The organism is Paraburkholderia sp. GAS333 (assembly GCF_050435665.1).
Taxonomy (GTDB): domain Bacteria; phylum Pseudomonadota; class Gammaproteobacteria; order Burkholderiales; family Burkholderiaceae; genus Paraburkholderia; species Paraburkholderia fungorum_A.
In genome coordinates, this window is the sequence record NZ_JBNDKS010000002.1 from 943,435 (window position 1) to 967,705 (window position 24,271).

Annotated in this window: 24 protein-coding genes and 1 riboswitch; of the genes, 14 read left to right on the forward strand and 10 right to left on the reverse strand. The window is 62.8% G+C overall.

Annotated elements, in window-relative coordinates; all coding sequences use genetic code 11:
• Nucleotides 1-5 precede the first annotated feature (5 nt).
• Entirely contained in the window at nucleotides 6-752 is a 747-nt protein-coding gene (gene ydfG, locus ABH945_RS13410) for a bifunctional NADP-dependent 3-hydroxy acid dehydrogenase/3-hydroxypropionate dehydrogenase YdfG (RefSeq protein ID WP_074763118.1), read from the reverse strand.
• Nucleotides 753-990: 238 nt separating this feature from the next.
• Nucleotides 991-1,099, forward strand: a riboswitch (ZMP/ZTP riboswitch).
• A 166-nt stretch (nucleotides 1,100-1,265) separates the two neighbouring features.
• Between ydfG and glyA the strand changes: the two genes are divergently transcribed.
• From glyA to ABH945_RS13445, 7 genes are all read left to right on the forward strand, one after another.
• Nucleotides 1,266-2,513: a serine hydroxymethyltransferase gene (gene glyA / locus ABH945_RS13415; protein WP_074763119.1), complete on the forward strand. Its 1,248-nt coding sequence runs from the start codon at nucleotides 1,266-1,268 to the stop codon at nucleotides 2,511-2,513.
• A 6-nt stretch (nucleotides 2,514-2,519) separates the two neighbouring features.
• The gene (nrdR, locus tag ABH945_RS13420; RefSeq protein ID WP_042328342.1) at nucleotides 2,520-3,002 is read left to right on the forward strand and encodes a transcriptional regulator NrdR; all 483 of its coding nucleotides are present in this window, start codon (nucleotides 2,520-2,522) and stop codon (nucleotides 3,000-3,002) included.
• A gap of 204 nt (nucleotides 3,003-3,206) precedes the next feature.
• The gene (locus ABH945_RS13425; RefSeq protein ID WP_429250798.1) at nucleotides 3,207-3,767 is read left to right on the forward strand and encodes a GspH/FimT family pseudopilin; all 561 of its coding nucleotides are present in this window, start codon (nucleotides 3,207-3,209) and stop codon (nucleotides 3,765-3,767) included.
• Nucleotides 3,764-4,210 carry a type IV pilus modification PilV family protein gene (locus ABH945_RS13430; protein WP_429250799.1) on the forward strand — a complete coding sequence of 149 codons (447 nt, stop codon included), beginning with the start codon at nucleotides 3,764-3,766 and terminating at the stop codon, nucleotides 4,208-4,210. Before ABH945_RS13425 ends, ABH945_RS13430 begins: the two co-directional genes overlap by 4 nt.
• Nucleotides 4,207-5,016, forward strand: a complete 810-nt coding sequence (locus ABH945_RS13435; RefSeq protein WP_429250800.1) for a PilW family protein — start codon at nucleotides 4,207-4,209, stop codon at nucleotides 5,014-5,016. Before ABH945_RS13430 ends, ABH945_RS13435 begins: the two co-directional genes overlap by 4 nt.
• Nucleotides 5,017-5,078: 62 nt before the next feature.
• Nucleotides 5,079-5,618: a pilus assembly PilX family protein gene (locus ABH945_RS13440; protein WP_429251092.1), complete on the forward strand. Its 540-nt coding sequence runs from the start codon at nucleotides 5,079-5,081 to the stop codon at nucleotides 5,616-5,618.
• A gap of 9 nt (nucleotides 5,619-5,627) precedes the next feature.
• The gene (locus ABH945_RS13445) at nucleotides 5,628-6,065 is read left to right on the forward strand and encodes a type IV pilin protein (RefSeq protein ID WP_429250801.1); all 438 of its coding nucleotides are present in this window, start codon (nucleotides 5,628-5,630) and stop codon (nucleotides 6,063-6,065) included.
• Nucleotides 6,066-6,134: 69 nt separating this feature from the next.
• On the opposite strand, the gene ABH945_RS13450 is transcribed toward ABH945_RS13445, so the two are convergent.
• The 3 genes from ABH945_RS13450 to ABH945_RS13460 form a co-directional block, all read right to left on the reverse strand.
• Complete coding sequence (locus ABH945_RS13450; protein ID WP_074763123.1) at nucleotides 6,135-6,632, reverse strand: DUF3318 domain-containing protein; 498 nt, start codon at nucleotides 6,630-6,632, stop codon at nucleotides 6,135-6,137.
• 132 nt (nucleotides 6,633-6,764) lie between these two features.
• Nucleotides 6,765-7,151: a phage holin family protein gene (locus tag ABH945_RS13455; RefSeq protein WP_074763124.1), complete on the reverse strand. Its 387-nt coding sequence runs from the start codon at nucleotides 7,149-7,151 to the stop codon at nucleotides 6,765-6,767.
• 155 nt (nucleotides 7,152-7,306) lie between these two features.
• Entirely contained in the window at nucleotides 7,307-7,609 is a 303-nt protein-coding gene (locus tag ABH945_RS13460) for a DUF883 family protein (RefSeq protein ID WP_028198798.1), read from the reverse strand.
• A 343-nt stretch (nucleotides 7,610-7,952) separates the two neighbouring features.
• Here ABH945_RS13460 and ABH945_RS13465 point away from each other — a divergent pair, with 343 nt between their 5' ends.
• Complete coding sequence (locus ABH945_RS13465) at nucleotides 7,953-8,591, forward strand: peroxiredoxin (RefSeq protein WP_074763125.1); 639 nt, start codon at nucleotides 7,953-7,955, stop codon at nucleotides 8,589-8,591.
• A gap of 150 nt (nucleotides 8,592-8,741) precedes the next feature.
• Here ABH945_RS13465 and ABH945_RS13470 read toward each other — a convergent pair whose 3' ends face one another.
• On the reverse strand, nucleotides 8,742-9,932 hold the full coding sequence (locus ABH945_RS13470; RefSeq protein ID WP_074763126.1) for an acyl-CoA dehydrogenase: 1,191 nt from the start codon (nucleotides 9,930-9,932) through the stop codon (nucleotides 8,742-8,744).
• Between the two features lie 93 nt (nucleotides 9,933-10,025).
• Between ABH945_RS13470 and ABH945_RS13475 the strand changes: the two genes are divergently transcribed.
• A complete protein-coding gene (locus ABH945_RS13475; protein WP_429250802.1) occupies nucleotides 10,026-10,811 on the forward strand; it encodes an IclR family transcriptional regulator in 786 nt (261 codons plus the stop codon).
• Nucleotides 10,812-11,056: 245 nt separating this feature from the next.
• Here ABH945_RS13475 and ABH945_RS13480 read toward each other — a convergent pair whose 3' ends face one another.
• Nucleotides 11,057-11,890: an EAL domain-containing protein gene (locus ABH945_RS13480; RefSeq protein ID WP_074766275.1), complete on the reverse strand. Its 834-nt coding sequence runs from the start codon at nucleotides 11,888-11,890 to the stop codon at nucleotides 11,057-11,059.
• Nucleotides 11,891-12,291: 401 nt separating this feature from the next.
• On the opposite strand from ABH945_RS13480, the gene ABH945_RS13485 reads away from it, so the two are divergent.
• The 3 genes from ABH945_RS13485 to fahA are packed head-to-tail and all read left to right on the forward strand — an operon-like array spanning nucleotide 12,292 to nucleotide 16,379.
• Nucleotides 12,292-13,671: an MFS transporter gene (locus tag ABH945_RS13485; RefSeq protein WP_429250803.1), complete on the forward strand. Its 1,380-nt coding sequence runs from the start codon at nucleotides 12,292-12,294 to the stop codon at nucleotides 13,669-13,671.
• Nucleotides 13,672-13,707: 36 nt separating this feature from the next.
• Complete coding sequence (gene hmgA, locus ABH945_RS13490) at nucleotides 13,708-15,066, forward strand: homogentisate 1,2-dioxygenase (protein ID WP_429250804.1); 1,359 nt, start codon at nucleotides 13,708-13,710, stop codon at nucleotides 15,064-15,066.
• A complete protein-coding gene (fahA, locus tag ABH945_RS13495) occupies nucleotides 15,063-16,379 on the forward strand; it encodes a fumarylacetoacetase (protein ID WP_429250805.1) in 1,317 nt (438 codons plus the stop codon). The genes hmgA and fahA overlap by 4 nt, the downstream gene beginning before the upstream one ends.
• Nucleotides 16,380-16,512: 133 nt before the next feature.
• Here fahA and ABH945_RS13500 read toward each other — a convergent pair whose 3' ends face one another.
• The 3 genes from ABH945_RS13500 to ABH945_RS13510 form a co-directional block, all read right to left on the reverse strand.
• The gene (locus tag ABH945_RS13500) at nucleotides 16,513-17,673 is read right to left on the reverse strand and encodes an MFS transporter (protein ID WP_429250806.1); all 1,161 of its coding nucleotides are present in this window, start codon (nucleotides 17,671-17,673) and stop codon (nucleotides 16,513-16,515) included.
• Between the two features lie 167 nt (nucleotides 17,674-17,840).
• A complete protein-coding gene (locus ABH945_RS13505) occupies nucleotides 17,841-19,007 on the reverse strand; it encodes an MFS transporter (RefSeq protein ID WP_074763132.1) in 1,167 nt (388 codons plus the stop codon).
• Between the two features lie 221 nt (nucleotides 19,008-19,228).
• A complete protein-coding gene (locus tag ABH945_RS13510; protein ID WP_429250807.1) occupies nucleotides 19,229-20,056 on the reverse strand; it encodes a crotonase/enoyl-CoA hydratase family protein in 828 nt (275 codons plus the stop codon).
• A 93-nt stretch (nucleotides 20,057-20,149) separates the two neighbouring features.
• On the opposite strand from ABH945_RS13510, the gene ABH945_RS13515 reads away from it, so the two are divergent.
• The gene (locus ABH945_RS13515) at nucleotides 20,150-20,767 is read left to right on the forward strand and encodes a plasmid fertility inhibition factor family protein (RefSeq protein WP_074763134.1); all 618 of its coding nucleotides are present in this window, start codon (nucleotides 20,150-20,152) and stop codon (nucleotides 20,765-20,767) included.
• Nucleotides 20,768-20,816: 49 nt separating this feature from the next.
• On the opposite strand, the gene ABH945_RS13520 is transcribed toward ABH945_RS13515, so the two are convergent.
• On the reverse strand, nucleotides 20,817-21,821 hold the full coding sequence (locus tag ABH945_RS13520; protein ID WP_429250808.1) for a 2-hydroxyacid dehydrogenase: 1,005 nt from the start codon (nucleotides 21,819-21,821) through the stop codon (nucleotides 20,817-20,819).
• Between the two features lie 622 nt (nucleotides 21,822-22,443).
• Here ABH945_RS13520 and aspT point away from each other — a divergent pair.
• Nucleotides 22,444-24,126 carry an aspartate-alanine antiporter gene (aspT, locus tag ABH945_RS13525; protein WP_429250809.1) on the forward strand — a complete coding sequence of 561 codons (1,683 nt, stop codon included), beginning with the start codon at nucleotides 22,444-22,446 and terminating at the stop codon, nucleotides 24,124-24,126.
• Nucleotides 24,127-24,271: the final 145 nt, after the last annotated feature.

Sequence of the window (24,271 nt, forward strand, 5' to 3'; positions counted from 1 at the left end):
GGGCTTTAGCCGCGATGAATAGACAATCCGGCGAACGATTGAGCCACCGGCATCAGCTCGATCGTGTTGATATTCACGTGTGCCGGACGAGTGGCGATCCAGTAAACGGAGTCGGCGATATCTTCCGCCGTCAGCGGCTGAACGTTTTCGTAGACCTTGCCGGCTTTTTCGTCGTCGCCGCGATAACGCACGTTCGAGAATTCGGTGCCGCCGCACAAGCCCGGTTCGATATCGGTGACGCGCAGTGCCGTGCCGGCCAGATCGGCGCGCAGGTTCAGACTGAACTGGCGCACGAAGGCTTTGGTGGCGCCGTAAACGTTGCCGCCCGCGTACGGCCAGCGGCCTGCTACGGAACCCAGGTTGAAAACATGCCCGCGGTTGCGTTCGACCATGCCCGGCAGCAGCGCATGCGTGACTTGCACGAGGCCTGTGCAGTTGGTCTCGATCATGGTGTTCCACTCGTCGAGGCTCGCCTTTTGAGCAGGTTCGGTGCCGAGAGCGAGGCCCGCGTTGTTGACGAGGACGTCGATTGCAGCGAAATCGGCCGGCAGCGATGCCGGGACCGCTTCGACAGCGGCGCGGTCGCGCACGTCGAGTTCATAGGGCAGAAGTGCGTCGCCGAGTTCGTCGGCGAGGGCTTGCAGACGGTCTTTGCGGCGAGCGGTGGCGACGACGCGATGGCCGCCCTTGACGAAGGCGCGAGCGATAGCAGCGCCGAATCCCGCGGACGCTCCGGTGACAAACACGATCATTGCAGTTTCCTGGTCGGTGAGAAGCAAAGGCCCCAAGCCTACTTGCAATGCGGCGCTGCGGCAAGGTTGAACCAGCCGTATAAGAGGCTCTGGCACGGGCACGCAGCGGAATCGCGGGCCATTTTCGTCCGATGTTTGCGCGCTGCACGGAAGGATGCGGCGGGGTGTCTTTCCAGGGGGCGCCGCCGCACCCGTGAGCCGGTTGCCTATTCGATCCTCTTCCAATAAACTAACGCGCTCGACCCTGCGTGACTGGCGATAGAACCGATTCAACCAATCGGATTCAAGGTGGAACAACCCACCGTGAAGCGCGGGGTGCCGTTTTGCCGTTCGCCTGGGCAGCCGTGATCCGCGCGCATTCATCTGCGCTGACGGTGGCTGTCCTGCCTCGCGTGTGCGGCGACTCTCCAATCGCCACGTCAGGGCTGGCCCAGCCGCCAGCAGCGCTGCGTACCCTCTACGCAAAGTTCGGCGCACGATCCGGTCAACCTGAACACACTCAACGGAATCCGTATGTTTGACAGAGCCCAAAGCACCATCGCCAACGTCGATCCTGAACTCTGGAAGGTCATCGAGCAGGAAAACCGCCGTCAGGAAGAGCACATCGAACTGATCGCGTCGGAAAATTACACGAGCCCGGCCGTGATGGCTGCGCAAGGCTCGCAACTTACCAACAAGTACGCCGAAGGCTACCCGGGCAAGCGCTACTACGGTGGCTGCGAATACGTCGACATCGCCGAGCAGCTGGCGATCGACCGCGTCAAGCAACTGTTCGGCGCCGAAGCTGCCAACGTGCAGCCGAATTCGGGTTCGCAGGCTAACCAGGGCGTGTTCTTCGCGATGCTCAAGCCGGGCGACACGATCATGGGCATGAGCCTCGCCCACGGCGGTCACCTGACGCACGGTTCGCCGGTCAACATGTCGGGCAAGTGGTTCAACGTGGTCAGCTACGGCCTGAACGAAGCGGAAGACATCGACTACGAAGCGGCTGAGAAGCTGGCTCAGGAACACAAGCCGAAGCTGATCGTGGCGGGCGCGTCCGCGTTTGCGTTGCGCATCGATTTCGAACGCCTGTCGAAGATCGCCAAGTCGGTTGGCGCGTACTTCATGGTCGACATGGCGCACTATGCCGGCCTGATCGCAGCGGGCGTCTACCCGAATCCGGTGCCGTTCGCCGACTTCGTCACCACCACCACGCACAAGAGCCTGCGCGGCCCGCGCGGCGGCGTGATCCTGATGAAGGCGGAGTTCGAGAAGCAGATCAACTCGGCAATCTTCCCGGGCATTCAGGGTGGCCCGCTGATGCACGTGATTGCCGGTAAGGCCGTCGCGTTCAAGGAAGCGCTGTCGCCGGAATTCAAGGAATATCAGCAACAAGTGGTCGAAAACGCACGCGTGCTGGCGGAAACGCTGGTTAAACGCGGTCTGCGTATCGTGTCGGGTCGCACCGAAAGCCACGTCATGCTGGTCGATCTGCGCGCGAAGAAAATTACCGGCAAGGCAGCGGAAGCGGCCCTCGGTGCAGCGCACATCACCGTCAACAAGAACGCAATCCCGAACGACCCGGAAAAGCCGTTCGTGACGAGCGGCGTGCGTCTCGGCTCGCCGGCCATGACCACGCGCGGTTTTGGCGTGAAGGAAGCCGAGCAGGTCGGTAACCTGATTGCCGACGTTCTGGACAACCCGGAAGACACCGCTACGATCGACCGCGTGCGTGCTCAGGTTGCCGAGCTGACCCAGCGTTTCCCGGTCTACCGTTAAGCCGTTATGCATTGTCCCTTCTGCCGTCACGCCGATACGCAGGTTGTCGATTCGCGCGTATCCGAAGACGGCGCGACGATTCGCCGGCGCCGCCGCTGCCCGGCCTGCGACAAACGTTTCACGACGTATGAGCGGGTTGAGCTGGCGCTGCCGTCGGTCGTCAAGAAGGACGGCAGCCGTACGGAATTCGACCGCCGCAAGATTGTCGCGAGCATGCAACTGGCGCTGCGCAAGCGCCCGGTTGCAGCAGACGCGATCGACGCGGCGGTTGCCCGCATCGAGTATCAATTGCTCGGTAGCGGTGAGCGCGAGGTGCGCAGCGAGCGCCTCGGCGAGCTCGTGATGAACGAGTTGCGCGCTCTCGACACGATTGCCTACGTTCGTTTTGCTTCCGTTTACCGGCGCTTTGAAGACGTCTCCGAATTTGAAGACGTGATCGAAGAATTTCGCCGCGCCTCTTCTCCTCCCAAGCCTGCTCGCAAGCGCTGATTGCTGTTGCGCATCGCTTCGCAAGCGAGCGTCCGTCGTTCTTCGCCTTGTTTCGCGCATCTACATCTCCTGCTGCCGTTATGGTCCGTCGCGTGAATTTTTGCGCGGAATAGCGTCCTGGTGCCACCTGGCCATTCGGCCGATGGTTGAGCCTTCTCCGAATTGCTAGATTGGCCGCACTCTTCGAAACGATCAGGGGTGCAGATGAAATACGACGCCGTTTACCGGCCGTCTGACGGCGGCTTCACGCTTGTCGAAACGCTGGCCGTGCTCGCGTTGCTGGCGGTGATCGCGGTCCTGGCGACGCCATCGTTCGTCGCGTGGCATGTCCGCGATCAGGTCGATGCGCGCACAAGGGCGCTTGCCTCGACTCTCGCTTTTGCGCGCAGCGAGGCGCTGCGTCGGGGCTCACGTGTCATTGTTTGCAGGATCGATTCGGCGCGACGTTGCCTGAGCACGGGCCAGCCCTGCGCGAGCGGTGTTGCCGACTGGTCGTGCGGATGGGCCGTTTTTGCCGACCGCGCGGGCACGCTTTCACTACTGCGGGCGCAACCGCTGCTTGCGGCGGTAAGCATCGTCGGGGTACAGACAAATCTGACATTTACGCCGCCTGCCGGCCAATTGATTGGCACCTTCCGTAGTTTTGATATCGCACCGGCTGCGTCGTCGAAAGCGACACAAGGGGCCAAGTGGCGACGCTGTGTCCACATCGCGGCGGGTGGCCGCGCGAGGATTTCCGAAGGCGCCTGCGGAGCAACGTCATGACTCGATATCCGTTCAACCCGCGACCACGTTGTCGCGCATCAAAGTCCACTGGCAGCTCGCTGATCGAAGTCATGCTGGCCGTTGCGTTGATGGCAGTCACAGCGCTCGGAGTTATTGCCGGGCAATTGTGGACCGCCCGCGAAGCCCGCGCGATGGCAATGCGCGAGCAGGCGGCATGGATCGCCGATTCCGTGGCCGAGGCAATGCGTACGCCAGCATTGGCCGATTCCGCCACGCGGCAATGGAGCTCACAGGCCACTACGCTCTTACCGCATGGGGAAGCTTCGTCAGGCGACAGCGCGGGCGTGGCCATCGCGCGAGTCACGTGGACATCCGTCAAGGACATGCCGGCAAACGGTGACGTAATCGACAAACCGGAGTCCTGTGGCGGCGCGGATGTCCCTGCCGGCACCTCATGCGTCGCGCTGGCGTTGATCCGATGACTTCGCGCAAATCCGGCTCTCACGGTCAAACGCTGATCGAGTTGCTGATTGCAATGGCCTTGGGACTCGTTGTGACGGCAGGCGCCGTGTCGCTCTACTCAAGTCAGCGCGCTGCGTTCGAGCGTGCGAGCAACGCCACGACAATTCGCGAAGCCGGGTTGACCGCCTTGTCGCTGATCGGCCAGCAAGTGCAAATGGCCGGCTTCGTTCCCGCGGATGCCGCAAGTTATAGCGGCCCGCCGCCGTTGTCCGGATGCTCGGGCGGTCGTCCAACGGGGGCTGACGACAGTCTTGCCTGCACGACCTTGACCAGCCGGTCGGACGGCGTCGCGGTTCGATATGTGGGGGATACGGTGTCCACGTGGCCATCCTCAGCCGGCAACGTCACCGATTGCCTTGGACAAGCGGTGACAGGCGACGTTGCGGCGTTTGGGGAGCAGGGTGCGCTGGTGGTCAACCGCTACTTTGCCAGCGTCAGCACGTCGACCGGCGAGCCTGAACTCTATTGCGAAGGCAGCGGCAAGGTGGGCTCTGCGCAACCTCTGGTGGAGGGCGTCGAGCGCATACGGGTCAGATACTGGCTAGCCAGCGCGTTGAGCGCAGTAGACGCATCAGCGGTAGCCGTCGATCAATGGACAAACGTCGTGGCCGTCGATCTTTGCGTGCTCGTTCGTGGTTCACCGCAGGGTCAGCGGTCACGTTATGTCGATTGCGACGGCGTGAGTGTCCTCGGCACCGATTTGCGTCCACGGCAGGCGTTCTCGCGGCGAGTGGCGTTGCGTAATCACCCGGAGGGTTTTCTGTGACCGACCGATCAAAAAATTCCGGGCTATGCCGCGAGCGCGAGAAAACTTCACCAGGTTGCGATGTGCCGTCACGTATTCGAGGTCTCGGTGGCACCGGTCGCGCTCGGCGTGTTCTCCAGCGCGGTGTCGTGCTGCCAATCGTTCTGCTGATCTCAACCATGATGCTGACCACGTCGGCGGTATGGTTCGAAACGTCGTTGGCGGCAGCGCGCTCGGCCAGCAATGTGCGTGACTATTTGCAGGCCTTCCACGCCGCAGATTCAGCGCTGATTGCCTGCACCCGCACTGTCGTTGCTGCGGTTGCAGAAGCGGTCCAGGCACCGCCGGTTGCGTCCGTCGAGCCGACTCAATGGAAACTCAAAAGTGCATTCGAGGCTGGAGCAGTCACGCCCGTCGCGCAATGGCCAGGCTCGCAGCGCGCGCCGCAATGTTTGATAGAGACGTGGCGTCTCGCCAATCGCGTTGATGCTCAAGCGTATTTGCTGACTTCACGCGGGTTCGGGCGTAGCGACGACTCGCAGGTGTGGTTGCAGATGGAGTTGGTGATTGATGGCGGAGCGATCGAGCGTCATTGGCGGCGCGTCGCGGCCAGGCCGTTTTGAGGGAGAGTCATGAAAGCGCCAAACACGTCCGCGTTCACGTTGCTCGAATTGATGATCACGCTGGCGATAGCCGCCACCCTGGCTGTGTTCGCGGTGCCCGCGTATCGCAGCCATATAGCGCGAACGCATCGCATCGACGCAGCTTCGGCGTTATATCGGGCAGCGCAATTTATCGAGGGGGCGGCAAGTGACGGTGTCCCGACATTGCCACCGGGACTGGACCAGGCGCCGCAATTCGGAGTGTCGATTTATCGCTTGCGCGTGCTGGCCGCCGATGACACAAACGGTGGCTATTCGATCGAGGCAACGCCGGCGGAATCGGGCCCGATGCGTGACGACGCCTGCGGGACTTTCACACTCGACGCGACCGGCCTGCGAGGCAATAGAGGTTCGGAAAACGAAGGCGGTTCTATGCCGGCGAGCGGCGAGTGCTGGAATACAACCTGACGACAGAGCGTGCGACAGATAACCGCTCAGTTGCCCAAACAAACTATCGATTCACTAACCTGGAACCCTTCAATATCCGCCATCCACCGATTCTTCTTTAGCCCGAGGAGAAGCAGCCGCCCCGGCAGGTGCCGCCGACTCGCGTTTCATCTGCTGCCAGATCCGATACGCTTCCCACGCGGCGAGCCCGAGGCTGCCCCATTTGAGTGCCGGCTTTGCACCGGCCGCGACCGTGGCACGCAATGGCTTGGCAAGCAACATCGAAGCAATCGAGCTAACAAACGGATATTGCTTAAGCAAAGCGCCAATGGTTCCAGCGTTGATAAAGCTCGCCTTTTCGCCGCTGCGGGTCCGTACTCCACCAAAGCCCGGCACGATAAATTTGAGCCAGCTGAAATGCGTAACTGCCTGTCGCAATTCGATGGTCGCCTGAGCGAGCTCCATTCGCTCGACATCCGCGCGCACCAGCAGCAACTCCTTGCGCAACGCACGCAGATGCGGCGCGCTCAGATCCTTCGCCTGATGGCGCTTGTTACGGAAAGCGGTGTCGGAATGGCTTTGGCTCATGGCGTATCGACGGCAGTGGAGGTGAGGTGGGACGGCCGTTCGACGTCAGTCAGGTCGAACAGAACAGCAAAGGCGAAGCAGATTCACAACCGCAACTCAGCGCGCACCTGCACACTGGCTGAACCTTACGCTTCAAGGTTTGCGAAATACGTCGCGATCTTTCTCGAACTCGGCAACCGTGGCTTCGAACACCATAGGCGCATTGCGCAAGCCGCTGCGCGCTTTCAGCGCACAAGCGAGTCCCGCGATGGCATAAACAAGGGTGATGCCGGCAAGCGACTGCCACCGGTAGGTGTCCCAGAATGAAATCGCGATGAGTGCAGTCAGCGCGATGAGCGCCATCGTGGCGAGCATCATGGCTGCCAGGCCAAGGAACAGCACGCCGAGCAGACGGTCTTTTTCTTCGGCGAGTTCAATGCCGACCAGTTCGAGCCGTGTCTGCAGAATGGCAAATACGGAACCGATAATGCGGCGCAACGGACTAGGTTCTCCGCGCTGCGAGTGTGTTTCGATGGTCATGGCGTCATGGCTGTGGGCGTTGCGCGTGAAGGCCTGCCTGGCGCGAGCGCGCGCCAGGAAAAGCAGACCGGCCAGGCATGCGCCGGTCTACCCGATTCGCTGGTGCGCCGGACGAAAATCCGACCGACGACCTCATCAATATTGCTTGCGATGTCTTACTTGCGATTGATCAGCAGACCCAGCAGCACGCCCGCGCCCGCAGCGATGCCGATGGACGCCCACGGATGCTCATGCACGTAGTCGTCGGTAGCGCGAGCGGCTTTCTTGCCTTTCTCGACCACCACGACCTGCACGTCAGCGGCCTTTTCCTTAGCCTGCTTCAGGCGCGTCAGCGCCGTTTCACGCAGTTCCGAAGCGCGCTCGCCAGTGGCGCTCGCGGCCTGTTTCAGCAGATCCTCAGCGTCCGCGAGGACGGTTTTGATATCCGACATCAATCTCTCCTTGTTGACTTCCGACATTGACAACTCCCCTTCGTCTCACGGCCACGCGTGAATCGTAACCAAAGAAACGTTTGCTGGCGAGCGCCGTGCCCGGTTGATTCGAGGAACGCACGAACTGTTCCCGACGCAGCAAAACCATAGAAATGCAGTTTGGAAGGTCAATCTTCCCAAAAGTATGCGTAGCATGGAGTTGATCTGTCCCGCAAAGTTTCCACTAAATCGGTGAAAATTACAAAAACGCATAAAGTAGTGACGCGATGTTCGTTCGCCATGTACTGTCGTTGCCATATGCTTTATGTTTGCGGGGCGTTGCGGGCAACAGCCCGCGCGGGAAATCCGACTACCTTTAAGGAGATGCACAATGAGTCTACGTCTTGGCGATATCGCGCCGGATTTCGAGCAGGAATCGAGTGTTGGTCATATCAGGTTTCATGAGTGGCTGGGCGATAGTTGGGGCGTGCTGTTCTCGCACCCCGCCGACTTCACGCCGGTCTGCACGACCGAACTCGGCCTCACAGCGAAGCTGGCCGGCGAGTTCGAAAAGCGCAATGTGAAGACGATCGCGTTGTCGGTCGACAGCGCCGAGTCGCATAAGGAATGGATCAAGGACATCAACGAGACGCAGGCCGCGAACGTCGGCTTCCCGATTCTCGCTGACGGCGACCGCAAGGTGGCCGAGCTGTACGACATGATTCACCCGAACGCCAACGAGACGCTGACGGTCCGCTCGTTGTTCGTGATCGACCCGAAGAAGAAGGTGCGTCTGATCATCACGTATCCGGCCAGCACCGGCCGCAACTTCGACGAAGTGCTGCGCGTGATCGACTCGCTGCAACTCACCGACAACCATTCCGTCGCGACGCCGGGCAACTGGAAGCAGGGCGACGACGTGGTGATCGTCCCGTCGCTGAAGGACGAAGAAGTGATCAAGCAGAAATTTCCGAAGGGCTACAAGGCATTGCGTCCGTACCTGCGCATGACGCCGCAGCCGAACAAGTAAGTGGCTAATGAATCGCGCGGGTCATGCGGCTCGCGAGGTTCATCAAGCGCATCGCTAGTTGCAATATGGCGCTGCAAACAAAGAAGGCCGGTTCAACATTGAACCGGCCTTCTTTTTTCAATCGAACTTCAGAACAGCATCAGCGAAAAATCAGAAGAACGCCTGGATGCCCGTCTGCGCGCGCCCGAGAATCAGCGCGTGAATGTCGTGCGTGCCTTCGTACGTATTCACGACTTCCAGATTCACCAGATGCCGCGCAATCCCGAACTCGTCCGAAATACCGTTGCCGCCGAGCATGTCGCGCGCGAGTCGCGCAATGTCCAGCGCCTTGCCGCATGAATTGCGCTTCATGATCGACGTGATCTCGACCGCCGCCGTGCCTTCGTCCTTCATGCGGCCGAGGCGCAGCACGCCTTGCAGGCCGAGCGTGATTTCAGTTTGCATGTCGGCGAGTTTCTTCTGGATCAACTGGTTTGCGGCGAGCGGCCGGCCGAACTGCTTGCGATCGAGCACGTACTGACGCGCGGTGTGCCAGCACGACTCGGCCGCGCCGAGCGCACCCCACGCGATCCCGTAGCGCGCCGAGTTCAGACACGTGAACGGGCCGCGCAAACCGCTGACGTCCGGGAAACGGTTTTCTTCCGGCACGAACACGTCGTCGAGCACGATCTCGCCGGTGATCGACGCGCGCAAACCGACCTTGCTATGAATGGTCGGCGCCGACAGCCCCTTCCAGCCCTTCTCGAGAATGAAGCCGCGGATCGAATCCTTGCCGTCTTCCTCGAGCTTCGCCCACACGACGAACACGTCGGCGATCGGCGAATTGGTGATCCACATTTTCGAGCCCGACAGCGAGTAGCCGCCGTCCACTTTCTTCGCGCGCGTGATCATGCTGCCCGGATCGGAGCCGTGGTTCGGTTCCGTCAGACCGAAGCAGCCGATCCATTCGCCGCTGGCGAGCTTCGGCAGGTACTTCTGCTTTTGCGCGTCGGAGCCGAATTCGTTGATCGGCACCATCACGAGCGACGACTGCACGGACATCATCGACCGGTAGCCGGAATCGACGCGCTCCACCTCGCGCGCGATCAAACCGTATGCGACGTAGTTCAGACCGGGGCCGCCGTATTGCTCGGGGATGGTCGGGCCGAGCAGGCCGAGTTCGCCCATTTCACGGAAGATTTCGATGTCAGTCTTCTCGTGGCGGAACGCTTCGAGCACGCGCGGTTGCAGCTTGTCCTGCGCGTAAGCGGCGGCGGCGTCGCGCACCATGCGTTCGTCTTCGGTGAGCTGCTGATCCAGCAGCAACGGGTCTTCCCAGTGAAACTGCGCGGCCTCGGCCATGACGTATCTCCTGATTCTTGCTTGATCCAAGCTTGACTTGTGTTCCGCTATGCGAAACAATGTTTTGCAAACGACACCCGAGTGTATCACCCGATGACGCCAGCATCCACTCCCCCTGAACCGCTCGACGAGCGCAAATTCGTCGTCGCCCTCGCGCGCGGGCTGGACTTGTTGCGTGCGTTCAAGCCGGGCGAAACAATGCTCGGCAACCGCGATTTTGTCGAACGAACCGGGTTGCCGAAGGCGACCGTCAATCGGCTCGCCTATACGCTCACCGTCCTCGGATATCTGCGGCTCGATGAAACGCTCGGCAAATATGCGCTGGACGCGGGCGTGCTATCGCTGGGTTTTGCGCTGCTATCAGGTACGGACACGTTGGAACTCGCGCGCCCGCACATGCGCACGTTCGCGCGCGAGGTGGGCGCGGCGGTGTCGCTCGGTTGCCGCGACGGGCTCGACATGATTTATCTGGAGACGATCCGCAGCGAGACCGCGTTGACGCTCGGGCTCGCATCCGGCTCGAAACTGTCGATGCTGACCAGCTCGATGGGACGCGCATATCTGGCCGTGCAGCCGCCCGACGTGCGCGCGGCGTTGCTGATCGACTTGAAGAAGGCGGCGGGCAAGGTAGGCGCGGCGCTGGTCGCCGATGCCGAAGCGGAAATCGCCGCGTTCGCTAGTGAGCGTTGCTGCTATTCGTTCCGCGCGTGGCACGACGATGTGAATGCGGTGGCCGTGCCGTTTCGCGAGCCGCGCGAAGGGCGCTGGCTGGTGCTGAGTTGCAGCGGACCGGCATCGTCGATGGGAGAGGAGGTGTTTCGCGAAAGCGTTGCGCCGAGATTGAAGGCGCTCGCGCGGCGACTGGGCGATACGGGTTGAGGCGCGAGCATGCCTGACTGAAACCCGTGGCGTAACGTGGGGAAAAAAGACGATTGGCACATGAGACGCCCACTGCATGCCGACAGCAGATGCTACTAACGGTGAATCGGGAGGGCGCTACCTGCGATAAAAGCCGGGATACTCCCGCACGCAGATAGTCTTGGCTCAACCGTGGCGACAGATAACGCATCTATTCGCCCCACTCATGAGCCCAAGCCGCACATCGCCTCGCAATCTCACCCCGATCAAACCGCCCGATCGTGATAATGCGCGGTGAACAACGGCCCCTGCACAAACCGCACGTCGTACTGCTGCAACGCGAGGAACTGCGCTTCGTCCATCACGCGATTGAAAATCAGCGGAATCTTCAAACGGCTCGCATAGCCGACTAGCGGCTTCACCGTTGCATCGCGCAACGCGATGGCGGCGTCCATCTTGATGAAGTCGAGCCGCGCCGCTTCCGATACCGACAGAATCTGCCCCGCGTTCGACAGATTGCCCGCCACCTTGAAACCGTAGTGCTGATAGCTCCTGGTCAGATAGCCGAGAAAGGTCTTGTGCGCGACCGCCGCAGCCGGCAACTCGATCACCACTCGCGACGGGTTCAATCCGAACGACACCAGCACGGTCGAAAAATGCCGCCCGTGGTCGTACTTCACACTCTTCAGCAAACGCTCGTGCACGCGCAGAAACAGCAGCCCATGCCGCTGCGCGCCGAAGAAATTGATCGCATGCAACGCCCGTGACATGCGGTCGAGCGCGACCAGTTCCTGATCGTCGCCGATCCGGTCGAAAGGATCGAACACGTCGAACGGCGCAGAGTCCAGCCGATGCGTGACGGCCTGGAAGCCGAGTTCATCGCCGAAACGATCCACGCCCTCCGCGCCCGACGACAGCGACTGCGCCAACGCATGCACGCTGATGTCGAAGATCGGCTCATAGGAGCTGGCCAGTTCGAGGTCCCTGAAGCGCGCCAGAGCGATGTCGCCGTGCTCCCCTTGTCCCATCGTCAGATGTTCGCCGAGAAACGGGTGGCCGGCGGAGCGCTTGATGAGATCGGGGATGGTCGGCGGAATCATGGAATAAAAGAATGAGCAGGATAAATGCGCAGTCGCGCGGCGACGCGACTCGATTGCCGCATCCATTGATGGTAGCAGTCCGCAAAGCGCGGTCATGAACAAAATGCTCATAACGTTATCCGCCGAACGCTTGTGGGCGCGGCTCGCGGCGCTTTGGTCCGGGGTGGTTCAGGGTATACGTTAGTTTCACTATTCGTAATTAGTTTTACTATGTGTAACTCGCGACGCCGTTGCGAATGAGATTCAACGGATGCGGAGAGTGGAACGGCGGGTGGTTTGCCCGAACGCATCTCGCACGTGCGGCGGACCGCGCCCCACCCGCGAGATGCGCCTCAAGCCGCACCGGCCCATCGAGCCACACGGCCGCCCAACCAGTCCGCCCAGGATCAGGAGACAGCTTCATGAACGCCAACCCGGCCGCGGCCGCCAACGGCCCGCATGCCACCAACGTGCTCGACGTCGAGCACGTGCTTCGCGACACCCATCAGCCGGCATTCCAGATGATGCTGTTCGCGCTCTGCGGGCTGTGCCTGCTGATCGACGGCTTCGACGCGCAGGCGATGGGCTACGTCGCGCCGAGCGTGATTGGCGAATGGCACGTGTCGAAGGCGGCGTTGGGGCCGGTGTTCAGCGCCAGCCTGTTCGGCATGTTGCTGGGTGCGTTGGGCCTGTCGGTGCTGGCCGACCGGATCGGGCGTCGGCCGGTGTTGATCGGTGCGACGTTTTTCTTTGCGCTGTCCATGCTCGCGACGCCGTTCGTGTCGACGATTCCCGCGTTGATCACGCTGCGCTTCATCACTGGTCTCGGACTCGGCTGCATCATGCCGAACGCGATGGCGCTGGTCGGCGAGTTCTCGACCCCCGCGCATCGCGTCAAGCGGATGATGCTCGTGTCGTGCGGCTTCACGCTGGGCGCGGCGCTCGGCGGCTTCGTTAGCGCCGCGCTGATCCCGGCGTACGGCTGGCGCGCGGTGTTCTGGGTCGGCGGCACGGTGCCGTTGCTGCTCGCGTTCGCGATGCTTGCCGCGTTGCCCGAGTCGCTGCAATTTCTCGTGCTCAAAGGGCGCAGCACACAGGCATTGCGCTGGCTTGCGAAGTTCAACCCCGCGTTGCCGATCGACGCGAACACGCGTCTCGTCGTGCGGGAAAAGGGCAACGGCGGCGCGCCCGTCGCCGAACTGTTCCGCGCGGGACGCGGCCCGGTGACGGCGATTCTGTGGGCGATCAGCTTCATGAACCTGATCGATCTGTACTTCCTGTCGAACTGGCTGCCGACCGTCATGCGCGACGCCGGTTATTCGGCGGGCACGGCGGTGATCGTCGGCACTGTTTTGCAGACGGGCGGCGTGGTCGGCACGCTGCTGCTAGGCTGGTTTATCGAGCGCTTCGGTTTCGTGCGCGTGCTGTTTGTGTGTTTCATCGGCGCGGCGCTGGCGGTCGGCGCGATCGGATCGGTTGCGCATGCGTTGCCGTGGCTGCTGATCGTCGTGTTCGCGGGCGGCTTCTGCGTGGTCGGCGGACAACCCGCGGTCAACGCGCTGGCCGGACACTTTTATCCGACCACGCTGCGCTCGACCGGCATCGGCTGGAGCCTCGGTATCGGGCGGATCGGCTCGGTGATCGGACCGCTCGTCGGCGGTCAACTGATTGCGATGAACTGGTCGAACGCCGCGCTGTTTCAGGCCGCCGCCGCGCCGGTGCTGTGCTCCGCGCTGCTGGTGATCGCGCTGGCCGGTTTGACGCGGCTGCGTGGCCGTCCGTCCGGAACGCAGTCCGCGTGACGCGAAAAAGAGTCGAGTATCAACGGAGAACCTTGCATGGATACCCCAACACGTAAAGCGGCCACAACCGCGCCCGCAACGAGTTCGCGACTCGAGATCGAGCCGGGCTATCAGTCGGGATTCGCCAACGAATTCGCGACCGAAGCGTTGCCCGGCGCATTGCCCGAAGGCCGCAATTCGCCGCAACGCGCAGCCTACGGGCTGTACGCTGAGCAGATTTCTGGCACCGCATTCACCGCGCCGCGCGGACACAACCGCCGCTCGTGGCTGTACCGGATTCGTCCGGCGGCCGTGCATATGCCGTTCACCCCATTGCCTTCGGACCGGCTAGTCGCGAACTTCGCCGAGGTGCCTCCGACGCCGCCGAATCAGCTTCGCTGGGACGCGTTGCCGATGCTGGCCGACGCCACCGATTTCATCGACGGCTGGGTGACGATGGCGGGCAACGGCTCGGCGGAATCGATGAACGGCTGCGCGATTCATCTGTACGCGGCGAACCGTTCGATGCAGGACCGTTTCTTCTACAGCGCCGATGGTGAACTGCTGATCGTGCCTCAGGAAGGGCGCCTCGATATCGCGACCGAAATGGGCCGTCTCGAAGTCGGGCCGTTCGAAATCGCGGTGATCCCGCGCGGCGTGCGCTTCTCGGTGAGCCTGCCGGACGACACCGCGCGCGGCTATATCTGCGAGAACTTTGGGGCGTTGCTGCGCTTGCCGGATCTCGGTCCGATCGGCTCGAACGGCCTGGCGAATCCGCGCGATTTCCTCACGCCGCACGCCGCGTACGAAGACCGCGAGGGCGACTTCGAACTCGTCGCGAAGCTGAACGGCAATCTGTGGCGTGCGGACATCGGCCATTCGCCGCTCGATGTAGTTGCGTGGCACGGCAACTACGCGCCGTACAAGTACGACCTGCGGCGCTTCAACACGATCGGCTCGATCAGCTTCGACCATCCCGACCCGTCGATATTTCTGGTGCTGCAATCGCAAAGCGACACGCCGGGCGTCGATACGATCGACTTCGTGATTTTCCCGCCGCGCTGGCTCGCTGCCGAAGATACGTTCCGGCCGCCGTGGTTCCATCGCAATGTCGCGAGCGAATTCATGGGGCTGGTGCACGGCGTGTACGACGCGAAGGCCGAGGGCTTCGTGCCGGGCGGCGCGAGTCTGCATAACTGCATGACGGGTCACGGCCCGGACGCCGACACGTTCGAAAAAGCGTCGCACGGCGATACGTCGGTGCCGAAGAAAGTGGGCGACACGATGGCGTTCATGTTCGAAACGCGCACGCTGATCAAGCCGACCCGTTTCGCACTCGAAACCGCGCAGTTGCAGGCGCATTACTACGAGTGCTGGCAAGGTCTCAAGAAACATTTCAACCCGGAGCAACGATGAACGCATTGAGCGATCTTCAGGCGACGCTCGATCCGTCGCGCAGGAGCTGGGTCGAGTCGGCCAACGATTCGACCAACGATTTTTCGATTCAGAATCTGCCGTTCGGTGTTTTTAGCGACAGGCAGAACGACGCGCGTCGCGTGGGCGTGGCGATTGGCGACCAGATCGTCGATCTCGCCGCGTTACAGGCGGCAGGGTTGCTGAAACTGTCGCTGTCGTCGTCGACATCGAAGGCGGATGTTTTTGCGCGCGATACGCTGAACGATTTCATAGCGCTGGGCCGCGATACGTGGCGCAGCGTGCGGGTTCAATTGAGCACGCTTCTGGCTCGCGACACCGCAACACTGCGCGACGACGCTGCGTTGCGCGCGAAAATTCTCGTGCGTCAGGCCGACGCGAAGCTGCATCTGCCCGTGCAGATTCCCGGCTACACCGATTTCTATTCGTCGAAGGAACACGCGACGAACGTCGGCTCCATGTTCCGCGATCCGAAGAATGCGCTGCTGCCGAACTGGTCGGAGATGCCGATCGGCTACAACGGGCGGGCGTCGTCGGTGGTGGTGAGCGGAACGCCGGTGCGTCGGCCGAACGGTCAGTTGAAGCTGCCGGATCAGGAACGCCCGGTGTTCGGCGCGTGCCGCAAGCTCGATATCGAACTGGAAACCGGCTTCGTGATCGGCGCGGGCAACGCACTGGGCGAGCCGGTGGCGTGCGCGGATGCCGAGGCGCATATCTTCGGCATGGTGCTGCTGAACGACTGGAGCGCGCGCGATATCCAGCAATGGGAATACGTGCCGCTCGGCCCGTTCAACGCGAAGACGTTCGCGACCACGATCTCGCCGTGGATCGTCACGCTAGACGCGCTCGAACCGTTCCGCGTCGCGCAGCCGGTACAGGAGCCGCAGCCGCTCGCGTATCTGCGTCACGAGGGCCAGCACGCGTTCGATATCACGCTGGAAGTGACGCTGCGTCCGCGCGAGGCGAAGCAGGCGAGCACGATTGCGCGGACCAACTTCAGGCACATGTACTGGACGATGGCGCAGCAACTCGCGCATCACACGGTGTCGGGCTGCAATACGCGCGTGGGCGATCTGATGGGTTCGGGCACGATCAGCGGGCCGACGGAGGATTCGTTCGGCAGCCTGCTGGAACTGACATGGAACGGCAAGAAGCCGCTGGAGTTGCGCGAAGGCGGCACGCGCAGTTTCATCGAAGACGGCGACGAACTGACGCTGGCGGGCTGGTGTCAGGGCGACGGATATCGCGTGGGATTCGGCTTGTGTGCAGGCGAGATTTTGCCCGCGCTGAAGTGACGATCAAGCCGCGCTGAACCGGCGCGGCGCTAAAAAAGGGGAGATCGGCTTACACGCCGATCTCCCCTTTTTTATGCAGTGGCAACTCGCGTCTGCGCATCCGCGCGCGTGCCCAATCCGTCGAGCCGAACGATCAGCCCGCGATCTCCGTGAAGCCGCGCCGCTTTTCCCACCACACTGCAACCAGAAACGCGAGCGCCGCCGCCAGCAGCACGCCGACCATCGCGTCGTTGCCCACCCGCTTCATCAACGCACCGGCCACCAGCGGACCACCGAAGCTTGCCGCGCTCCACGATGCACCCACCAGCGAACTCGCCGACACTAGCGCGACGCCGCGAAAGCGCTCGCCGCACGCGACCAGCGACAACGTATAGATCGCGCCCGCCGCCGCGCCGAGCACATACAGCAGCGGCCAGCACAACCACGGCGAGTGGACCGCCCACGGCAGCAGCGGCAACAGCGCGACGACCACGATCCCGCATCCGGTATGCACCCGCTCTCGCCCCAGCCGGTCCGCGAGCCAGCCGATCGGAAACTGCATCGTCGTATCGCCGAGCAGCAACGCCGACGCGAACAGCACGGCCACCTCGCTCGCGATGCCGTGTGACATCGCGAACAGCGGCAGCAGCGACAGCGCGATCGTGTCGAACAACGCGAAGAAGCCTGTGCCAATGACGAGCGCGGGCATCTGCGGCAACACGCGACGCCAGCCGCCGTGCGCCGCGTGTTCATCGTCGTGAGCGTGCGGGGTCGTGCGGATCGTCGCGAGCATCGGCAATGCCAGCAGAAAAATTGCGCCGCACAGCAGAAAACGCCCATGCGTGAATCCGGCGATCTGGCTCACCAGCACCGGCCCCGACATCTGGAATAGCGTGAAGTTGGTCGCGTAGATCGCGATGACGCGGCCGCGCGAAGCGTCGTCGGCCAACTGGTTGACCCAGGCCTCGCCGATCGTGAACAGCAGCATCAACGCCGCGCCGCACAACAGGCGCAACACGGCCCATAGCCACAGGTTCGCCGAGAGTTGCATCAGCGCGGTGGCGAACGCGACCACCAATACCGCGCCAACAATCACCTGGCGGCCGCCGAAGCGTGCCGCGATCCATCCGGCCAGCGGCACGATGATGAGACCGCCGCCCGCTTGCGCCGCCGTCAGCAGGCCGACGACGTCGGTGCCGTAACCGGCTTGCGTCAACGCGAGGGACGTGAGAGGAAGCGTCGCGCCGCTGCCGAGTCCGACGACGGCGACACTAAGGATCAGAGCGAGGAAATCGCGGGTGAAGATGACTTTCATCGGGCGGGATGCTACTACGGGCGCCACGCATTGGCACCTGTCGTGTCGGACGGGGCGCCCGCAGGACGTTGCGGCGACGCGTGTGCATGACGCGTGCCGGCAACGATTGAAGAGAAGAAACTGAACGGGCGAGAAAACGGCGCCCGCATCGTGCAACCAGTTCGAGATTAACCCGCCACCGCCATCCGCTGCGCGCGCCGGTCGATCGACACCGACCACAGCGTCAGCAGCAACGCGCCAATCGATGTCGCCACGCCGACCCACGGCAGCGTGGTCAGCGGTGCGCCCGCACCGATCGCCATGCCGCCGAGCCACGCGCCAGTCGCGTTACCGAGGTTGAACGCGCCCTGGTTCAGCGTCGAAGCCAGATTCGGCGCGTGACTTGCACGGTCGACGATCAGCATCTGCAGTGGCGGCACGATCGCGAAGGCAAGAATGCCCCACACGAAAATCGTGATCATCGCGGGAATTTCGGCGTGCATCGTGCCCGCGAAAATCGTCAGGATCACGACGATCGCCAGCAGGAACGCAACCAGCGATGGCATCAGCCGCCAGTCGGCCAGCTTGCCGCCGAGCGTGCTGCCCACCGTCAGGCCGAGACCGAACAGCAACAGCACCATCGTGACCGCGTGCGGCGTGAAGCCGGTCACGTCTTCGAGAATCGGGGTGATGTAGGTGAAGGTCGAAAAGAGGCTGGCCGACGCGAGCACGCTAATGCCGAGCACCATCAGCACCTGCGGGTTTTTCAGCACGCTGAATTCGCGGACGAGACTCGCTTTCTCCATCTCGATCTTCGCGGGCAGACACACGGCCAGCGCCGCCGCGGCGACGATGCCGATACCGGTCACGGCCCAGAACGTCGCGCGCCAGCCGACCGCCTGGCCGAGCGCGGTGCCGAGCGGCACGCCCAGCACGTTGGCGAGCGTCAGGCCGGTGAACATCAGCGCAATGGCTTGCGCGCGGCGGTTCGGCGCGACCAGCCCCGCAGCCACGACCGAGCCGATCCCGAAGAACGCGCCATGGCAGAACGCCGTGACGATGCGCGCGGCCATCAGCACCGCGTAACCGGGCGCCACCGCGCACAGCAGGTTGCCGACGATGAACACGCCGATCAGGCTCATCAGCGCTTTCTTGCGCGGCATGTTGGCGACCGCGATCGCCACGATAGGCGCGCCGATCGTCACGCCGAGCGCATAAGCCGACACCAGCATCCCCGCAGCGGGAATCGAAACGGACAGATCGCGCGCGACATCGGGCAGCAGCCCCATGATCACGAATTCGGTGGTACCGATTCCAAACGCGGCGACGGCAAGGGCTAGCAGGGGTAAAGGCATGGTGGCGGAGCGTGAATCAGCACGACGGGAGCGCCGTGCGGCCGACGCGCGTTTTCGGGGCGAAAACGCCTGCGCCGGGCAGGGATAAAGCAGTAGGGGATTCTACCTAAGACAAAACGACGCGGCTGATCCGTAAGGCAATTGTTGTTTTTTGCTGAAAACGGGACGGGGCGCGCGTGTCTTGAGGCGGCGCTTCGAACCCTAAAGCGAAAGAGGAATGCTCAGCGTTTCGTGAGCGGGCCCGCCTGCAACGGATCGCCGTGACGGCCCGCACCTCCGGCAAAATTCGCCGCCCCGGCGACGCCTTCGTCGAACACCGCCCGATAGCCGCCCGCGCCTTCGCGACGCAGTGCTTCGGCGAGGTCGTCGAGCGTGCTGTTCTCCAACGCGGAGCGGCGATCGGCGAGCAGTGCTGCCTGCGGAAACGCGGCCAACTCCGCCGCCAGTTGCTCGGCGGCCACTCGGGCGGAGCCTTTCGGCACGACGCGGTTTGCGAGCCCGAAGTCGAGCGCTTCCTGCGCACTCACCGCGCGTCCGGTGAGAATCAGATCGAGCGCTCGCGACAGTCCGATCAGACGAGGCAGCCGGATCGTGCCGCCGTCGATCAGCGGAATCCCGACGCGTCGGCAGAACACGCCCAGCACCGCATCGTCTTCGACCACCCGAAGGTCGCACATCGCGGCCAACTCCAGTCCGCCCGCCACCGCATAGCCGGCGATCGCCGCGATCACCGGTTTGCTGAAGCTCATCCGCGTGGGACCCATCGGGCCGGGGCCGTTGCCATCGGCGTGCAGTTCATTGCGGCGGGTGTCGTCGGCGAGCGCGCTCAGATCCGCGCCCGCGCAAAACGTGCCGCCCGCGCCGAACAGCACCGCCGCGCGCCACGCGGGCTCCGCCTCGAAGCGGCTGAACGCGTCGCTCAACGCCTGCGCAACCGGACGGTCCACCGCATTACGTCGCGCCGGACGCTCAAGGACGATCGTCGCCACGCCGTTATCCTCGTTAGATTCAATGCGTACGTATTCACTGAAATTTTGGGTGGTTATCATCGTTGAACCCGTGGAGGTCGGTACCCGCGAACGCGCTTATCCCGCGTGCTCGCGCGAGGTGCCGATGCAGAGTAATTAATAGAGTGGCTCGTCATGCTTCTTTCACACTCGGCTCGTAGCGTTAGCGCTCTATTCACACGCTGGCGTTTTTTCGCCGGCTTATCGAGCCTGCCTTTGCCCTTGTCCAATTCATCGCCAACCGGTGCGCCGGGATGTGCTGAAACCGTCTGGCTCGTGCCGCTGCACGAACATCCATGGTACGACCACGTGCGCCTGAAACGCGTCTTCGTCACCGACGGCACGCGGCACCAGGTCGTGCTGGTCGACGTGCGCAAACTGCTCGCCTGCGCGGATCGCGATAACACCGACTACGTGCTGCGGCCCGTCGCCGAATGGCATTCGGGCAAGGTGCGCGGCATCCGCGAGTTTCTCGATCCGGACAGCCCTCGCGTGCCGCAGATGCCCTACGTGACGATCTCGACGCGTCGCGCTTCGGGTCTGCTCGGCTGGCTCGGTCTGGAGCGCGAAGGGGTGGTGGCGTTTCGCAACGGCCAGCATCGCGCGCGTTATCTCGCCGATGCCGGCGCGCGCTGGTGTCCGGTGGAAGTGCACGAGCGCGAGGCGGGCTTGCTGCGCGAAATGTGCGGCGCCGCAGACGACGCCCGCACGGCGATTCGCGCTGTCTCATTGAGCAAGGAAGGCGGCGTTTAAGCAGCCGTTTCTGCTGTTACTCCGCCGGAAAAAGAGTCGCTCGCAGCGCTTACGCGTGGCTCGCCGCAAGGACCGTATTGCGCGGCGTGCCGCCCTGCCAGGCCGCGACGTTGTCGAGCGTGGTCTGCGCAATCTCGTTCATCGCCTCGCGCGTGAAGAACGCCTGGTGCGCGGTGACGATCACATTCGGGAACATCAGCAGGCGCGCGAGCACGTCGTCCTGGAGCGGCAGATTCGAATGATCTTCGAAGAAGATGCCGCCTTCTTCCTCATACACGTCCAGACCGAGATTGCCGAGCTGACCGTCTTTTAGCGCGCCGATCAGCGCGTTGGCTTCGACGAGCCCGCCGCGCCCCGTGTTGACCAGCATCGCGCCGCGCTTCATCTTGGCGAGCGCGGGTCCGTTGATCAGATGGTACGTGGACGGCAACAGCGGGCAGTGCAGGCTCACCACATCCGATTCGGCGAGCAGCGTGTCGAGCGGCACGTAGCGTGCGCCGAGCGCGAGCAGATCGTCGGCGGGCGTGCCGGGATCGTGCGCGAGCACCTGCATGCCGAAGCCCGCCATGATCCGTCCGAACACGCGCCCGATCATGCCGGTGCCGACCACGCCCACGGTCTTGCCATGCAGATCGAAGCCCAGCAGCCCATGCAGCGAGAAATCGCCCTCACGCGTGCGCGCGACCGCACGCGGCAAGCGCCGGTTCAACGCGAGAATCAGCCCGACCGCGTGCTCGGCTACCGCATGCGGCGAATAGGTCGGCACACGCACGACGGGAATCCCAAGACGCTCGGCGGCGGCCAGATCGACGTGATTGAAACCCGCCGAGCGCAGCGCGATCAGGCGCGTGCCGCCTGCATGGAGTTGCTCCAGCACGGTGGCGTCGACATGATCGTTGACGAATGGGCAGACCACTTCATAACCGTGCGCGAGGATCGCCGTTTCGCTATCGAGATGCGACTCCTGGAAATGCAGTTCGTAACCGTGGGAGGCGTTGGTTTCGGTGAACGTGTCGATGTCGTACTGACGGCTGCTGAAGAGGATCATGCGCATGACGGGCTCCGGAGAAGACCCGCCGCTTTCGAAGCCGCGCATTAGTCACACGGCAAAAGGGCAGGTCAGTGCAGTTCGTTGAACCTGGTGCAGTACTCGGTGCGGTTTGGCGATTCAGTATAAGGCACTCATTGCGCGGACTACTGCATGGCGCAGAGCAGCATAAATCGCGTTGGCCTTAAGTGTGGACCTTTACCGAAGCTCGTGTTTCGTGAAGTCGCCGGCTTGTAATGAAAATCATATTGACAGTCGTCCCGATCTACAATATTTATTAAAAGCAGTCTAAAACGCACGTTTAGTGGTACTGCAAGAAACCGGCCAACTGAAGATTATGTCTTTTTCACGGCGTCAGACAACTTCGCGAGGAAATAGTGATTGTCGAGCTAGCGGAAACTTATCCCGGTTCCGGTTCCGGTTTCGTCACTGCGGCGCGGCGTAATTTTCCGTACGTCTTTCGCCTATTCCCCTCTGCCATTGGCTTTCGGCTCGCCGACTCCCGATATACGGTTTAACGAACGTTTGAAAGAATTGTCCGGCTATATAGGTCGGAATGGATTCACTCGTTTTATAGCGCGATTTTTTTTCAGCTATCTACTAACAAGACGTCAATCGGCGAGCCAACATGATCGGTGAATTGCTGAGATCGCAACCGGAGATCGCACTCTTTGCGAGCCTTGCAATTGGCTATTTCATTGGATCGTTTCGCGTCGGGCCGATTCAGCTAGGCGGCGTGTGCGGCACGCTGATCGTGTCGCTGCTATTGGGGCAAACCGGCGCGCGCCTCGCGCCCGATCTTAAGAACATTGCGTTCGCGCTTTTCATCTTCGCGCTCGGCTTCACCGGCGGCCCGCAGTTCTTCGCCAACATTGGGCGCGGCTGGCGGTATGGCCTGTTGTCGGTGGTCGAGATCGTGTCGGTGCTGGTGCTGATCATGATCGCCGTGTTCGTGATGCGGCTCGACGCCGGGACCGCAGCCGGTCTGCTGGCGGGCGCGGCGACGGAATCGGCGGTGATCGGCACGGCTTCGGAGGCGATTGGCAAGCTCGGCCTCGGCAGCACGGAGACGTTGCGTTTGCAGGCCAACATCGTGACTGCGTACAGCGTGAGCTACCTGTTCGGCCTGATCACCATCGTGCTCTTTACCAGCCAGTTCGCGCCGCTGTTGTTGCGTATCGACCTGCGCGAAGAGGCCGAGCGCGTGTGGCGCGAGCTCGGCGGCGACGGCGCGTTCGGCGAGGGCCAGCAAGCCGCGGCGCCCGCGCTGGTGGGACGCGCGTTTCGCGTCGGTGCGGCGGCCGGCACCACGATTCAGGCCTTGGAGCAGCAGTACGGTTTCAATCTCACCGTCGAGCGCGTGCAGCGTGCAGGCGCAATGATTCAGGCCGATCCGCAATTGCAACTCACCGCCGACGACCTGATTCTCGTGGCCGGACGGCGCGAGGCGGTGGTCGCCGCGTCGGCGGGATTCGGCGAAGAAGTGGACGGCTCGACCTTCGGCGAGGTGATCGCCGAAAAGCTCGATGTCGTGATGACGCGCGGCGACCTGCATGGCCGGACCATCGCCCAGGTACGCGAGCAGGCGAAGCCGGAAAACGGACGCGGGGTCTACATCGCGGCCGTCACGCGGCTGGAAACCACGGTGCCCGCGCTGCCCGGCACCGAACTCAATCGCGGCGACGTGCTGACGCTGGTCGGCGCGAAAGCCGATGTCGAACGCGGCGCGAAGCGCCTCGGCTATATCCTGCCGCCCACTCTTAAAACCGACTTCATCTATCTCGCGCTCGGCGTGCTGGTAGGCATGGCAATCGGCCGGCTCGGCGGACGCATCGGCGGCGTGTCGATCGCGCTCGGCACGGGCGGCGGCTGTCTGCTGTCGGGGCTGCTGTTCGGCTGGATCCGCTCGCGTTATCCGCTGATCGGGTCGCTGCCTTCGGCGGCCGCGCAGATTCTGAAGGACTTCGGTCTCGCCACGTTTATCGCGGCGGTCGGGTTGTCGGCGGGACCGGACGCAATCAAGCTCGTGCGCGAATACGGTTTGGCGCTGCCGGTGGCGGGCATTCTGATGGTGCTCGTGCCGGGGCTGCTGTCGCTGTGGATCGGCCACAAATTTCTCAAGCTCGAAGCGCCGATGCTGCTCGGCGCGATTGCCGGCCAGCAATGCAGCACGCCGGCGATCAGCGCGCTGGTTGGCGTGACCGGCAATTCGACCCCGGTGATCGGCTACACGATCACCTACGCACTCTCGAACATCCTGTTGCCGTTGATGGGACCCGTGGTCGTCGGACTCGCCGGCAAGTTCGGCTAGTCCGGTTCGTCGGCCTGTCTGCGCATGTGCGGTGCGCAGACGGAAACGGCATGTCGTACACAACGCAAACGCGGGACGCGAAACCTCGCCGCACCGCCGTCTCAAGCACTACCCAGTACTCAGTATCGCCAACTATTCAGCGAGG

Coding starts and splice junctions, on each gene's coding strand:
- ABH945_RS13455 (WP_074763124.1), bottom strand. CDS start 7,151: ATGACCATCGAAACACACTCGCAGCGCGGAGAACCTAGTCCGTTGCGC.
- ABH945_RS13445 (WP_429250801.1), top strand. CDS start 5,628: ATGAAAGCGCCAAACACGTCCGCGTTCACGTTGCTCGAATTGATGATC.
- ABH945_RS13480 (WP_074766275.1), bottom strand. CDS start 11,890: ATGATTCCGCCGACCATCCCCGATCTCATCAAGCGCTCCGCCGGCCAC.
- ABH945_RS13465 (WP_074763125.1), top strand. CDS start 7,953: ATGAGTCTACGTCTTGGCGATATCGCGCCGGATTTCGAGCAGGAATCG.
- ABH945_RS13500 (WP_429250806.1), bottom strand. CDS start 17,673: ATGAAAGTCATCTTCACCCGCGATTTCCTCGCTCTGATCCTTAGTGTC.
- ydfG (WP_074763118.1), bottom strand. CDS start 752: ATGATCGTGTTTGTCACCGGAGCGTCCGCGGGATTCGGCGCTGCTATC.
- ABH945_RS13425 (WP_429250798.1), top strand. CDS start 3,207: ATGAAATACGACGCCGTTTACCGGCCGTCTGACGGCGGCTTCACGCTT.
- ABH945_RS13475 (WP_429250802.1), top strand. CDS start 10,026: ATGACGCCAGCATCCACTCCCCCTGAACCGCTCGACGAGCGCAAATTC.
- nrdR (WP_042328342.1), top strand. CDS start 2,520: ATGCATTGTCCCTTCTGCCGTCACGCCGATACGCAGGTTGTCGATTCG.
- ABH945_RS13460 (WP_028198798.1), bottom strand. CDS start 7,609: ATGTCGGAAGTCAACAAGGAGAGATTGATGTCGGATATCAAAACCGTC.
- glyA (WP_074763119.1), top strand. CDS start 1,266: ATGTTTGACAGAGCCCAAAGCACCATCGCCAACGTCGATCCTGAACTC.
- ABH945_RS13515 (WP_074763134.1), top strand. CDS start 20,150: ATGCTTCTTTCACACTCGGCTCGTAGCGTTAGCGCTCTATTCACACGC.
- ABH945_RS13520 (WP_429250808.1), bottom strand. CDS start 21,821: ATGCGCATGATCCTCTTCAGCAGCCGTCAGTACGACATCGACACGTTC.
- ABH945_RS13450 (WP_074763123.1), bottom strand. CDS start 6,632: ATGAGCCAAAGCCATTCCGACACCGCTTTCCGTAACAAGCGCCATCAG.
- ABH945_RS13435 (WP_429250800.1), top strand. CDS start 4,207: ATGACTTCGCGCAAATCCGGCTCTCACGGTCAAACGCTGATCGAGTTG.
- aspT (WP_429250809.1), top strand. CDS start 22,444: ATGATCGGTGAATTGCTGAGATCGCAACCGGAGATCGCACTCTTTGCG.
- ABH945_RS13485 (WP_429250803.1), top strand. CDS start 12,292: ATGAACGCCAACCCGGCCGCGGCCGCCAACGGCCCGCATGCCACCAAC.
- ABH945_RS13470 (WP_074763126.1), bottom strand. CDS start 9,932: ATGGCCGAGGCCGCGCAGTTTCACTGGGAAGACCCGTTGCTGCTGGAT.
- hmgA (WP_429250804.1), top strand. CDS start 13,708: ATGGATACCCCAACACGTAAAGCGGCCACAACCGCGCCCGCAACGAGT.
- ABH945_RS13505 (WP_074763132.1), bottom strand. CDS start 19,007: ATGCCTTTACCCCTGCTAGCCCTTGCCGTCGCCGCGTTTGGAATCGGT.
- ABH945_RS13430 (WP_429250799.1), top strand. CDS start 3,764: ATGACTCGATATCCGTTCAACCCGCGACCACGTTGTCGCGCATCAAAG.
- fahA (WP_429250805.1), top strand. CDS start 15,063: ATGAACGCATTGAGCGATCTTCAGGCGACGCTCGATCCGTCGCGCAGG.
- ABH945_RS13510 (WP_429250807.1), bottom strand. CDS start 20,056: ATGATAACCACCCAAAATTTCAGTGAATACGTACGCATTGAATCTAAC.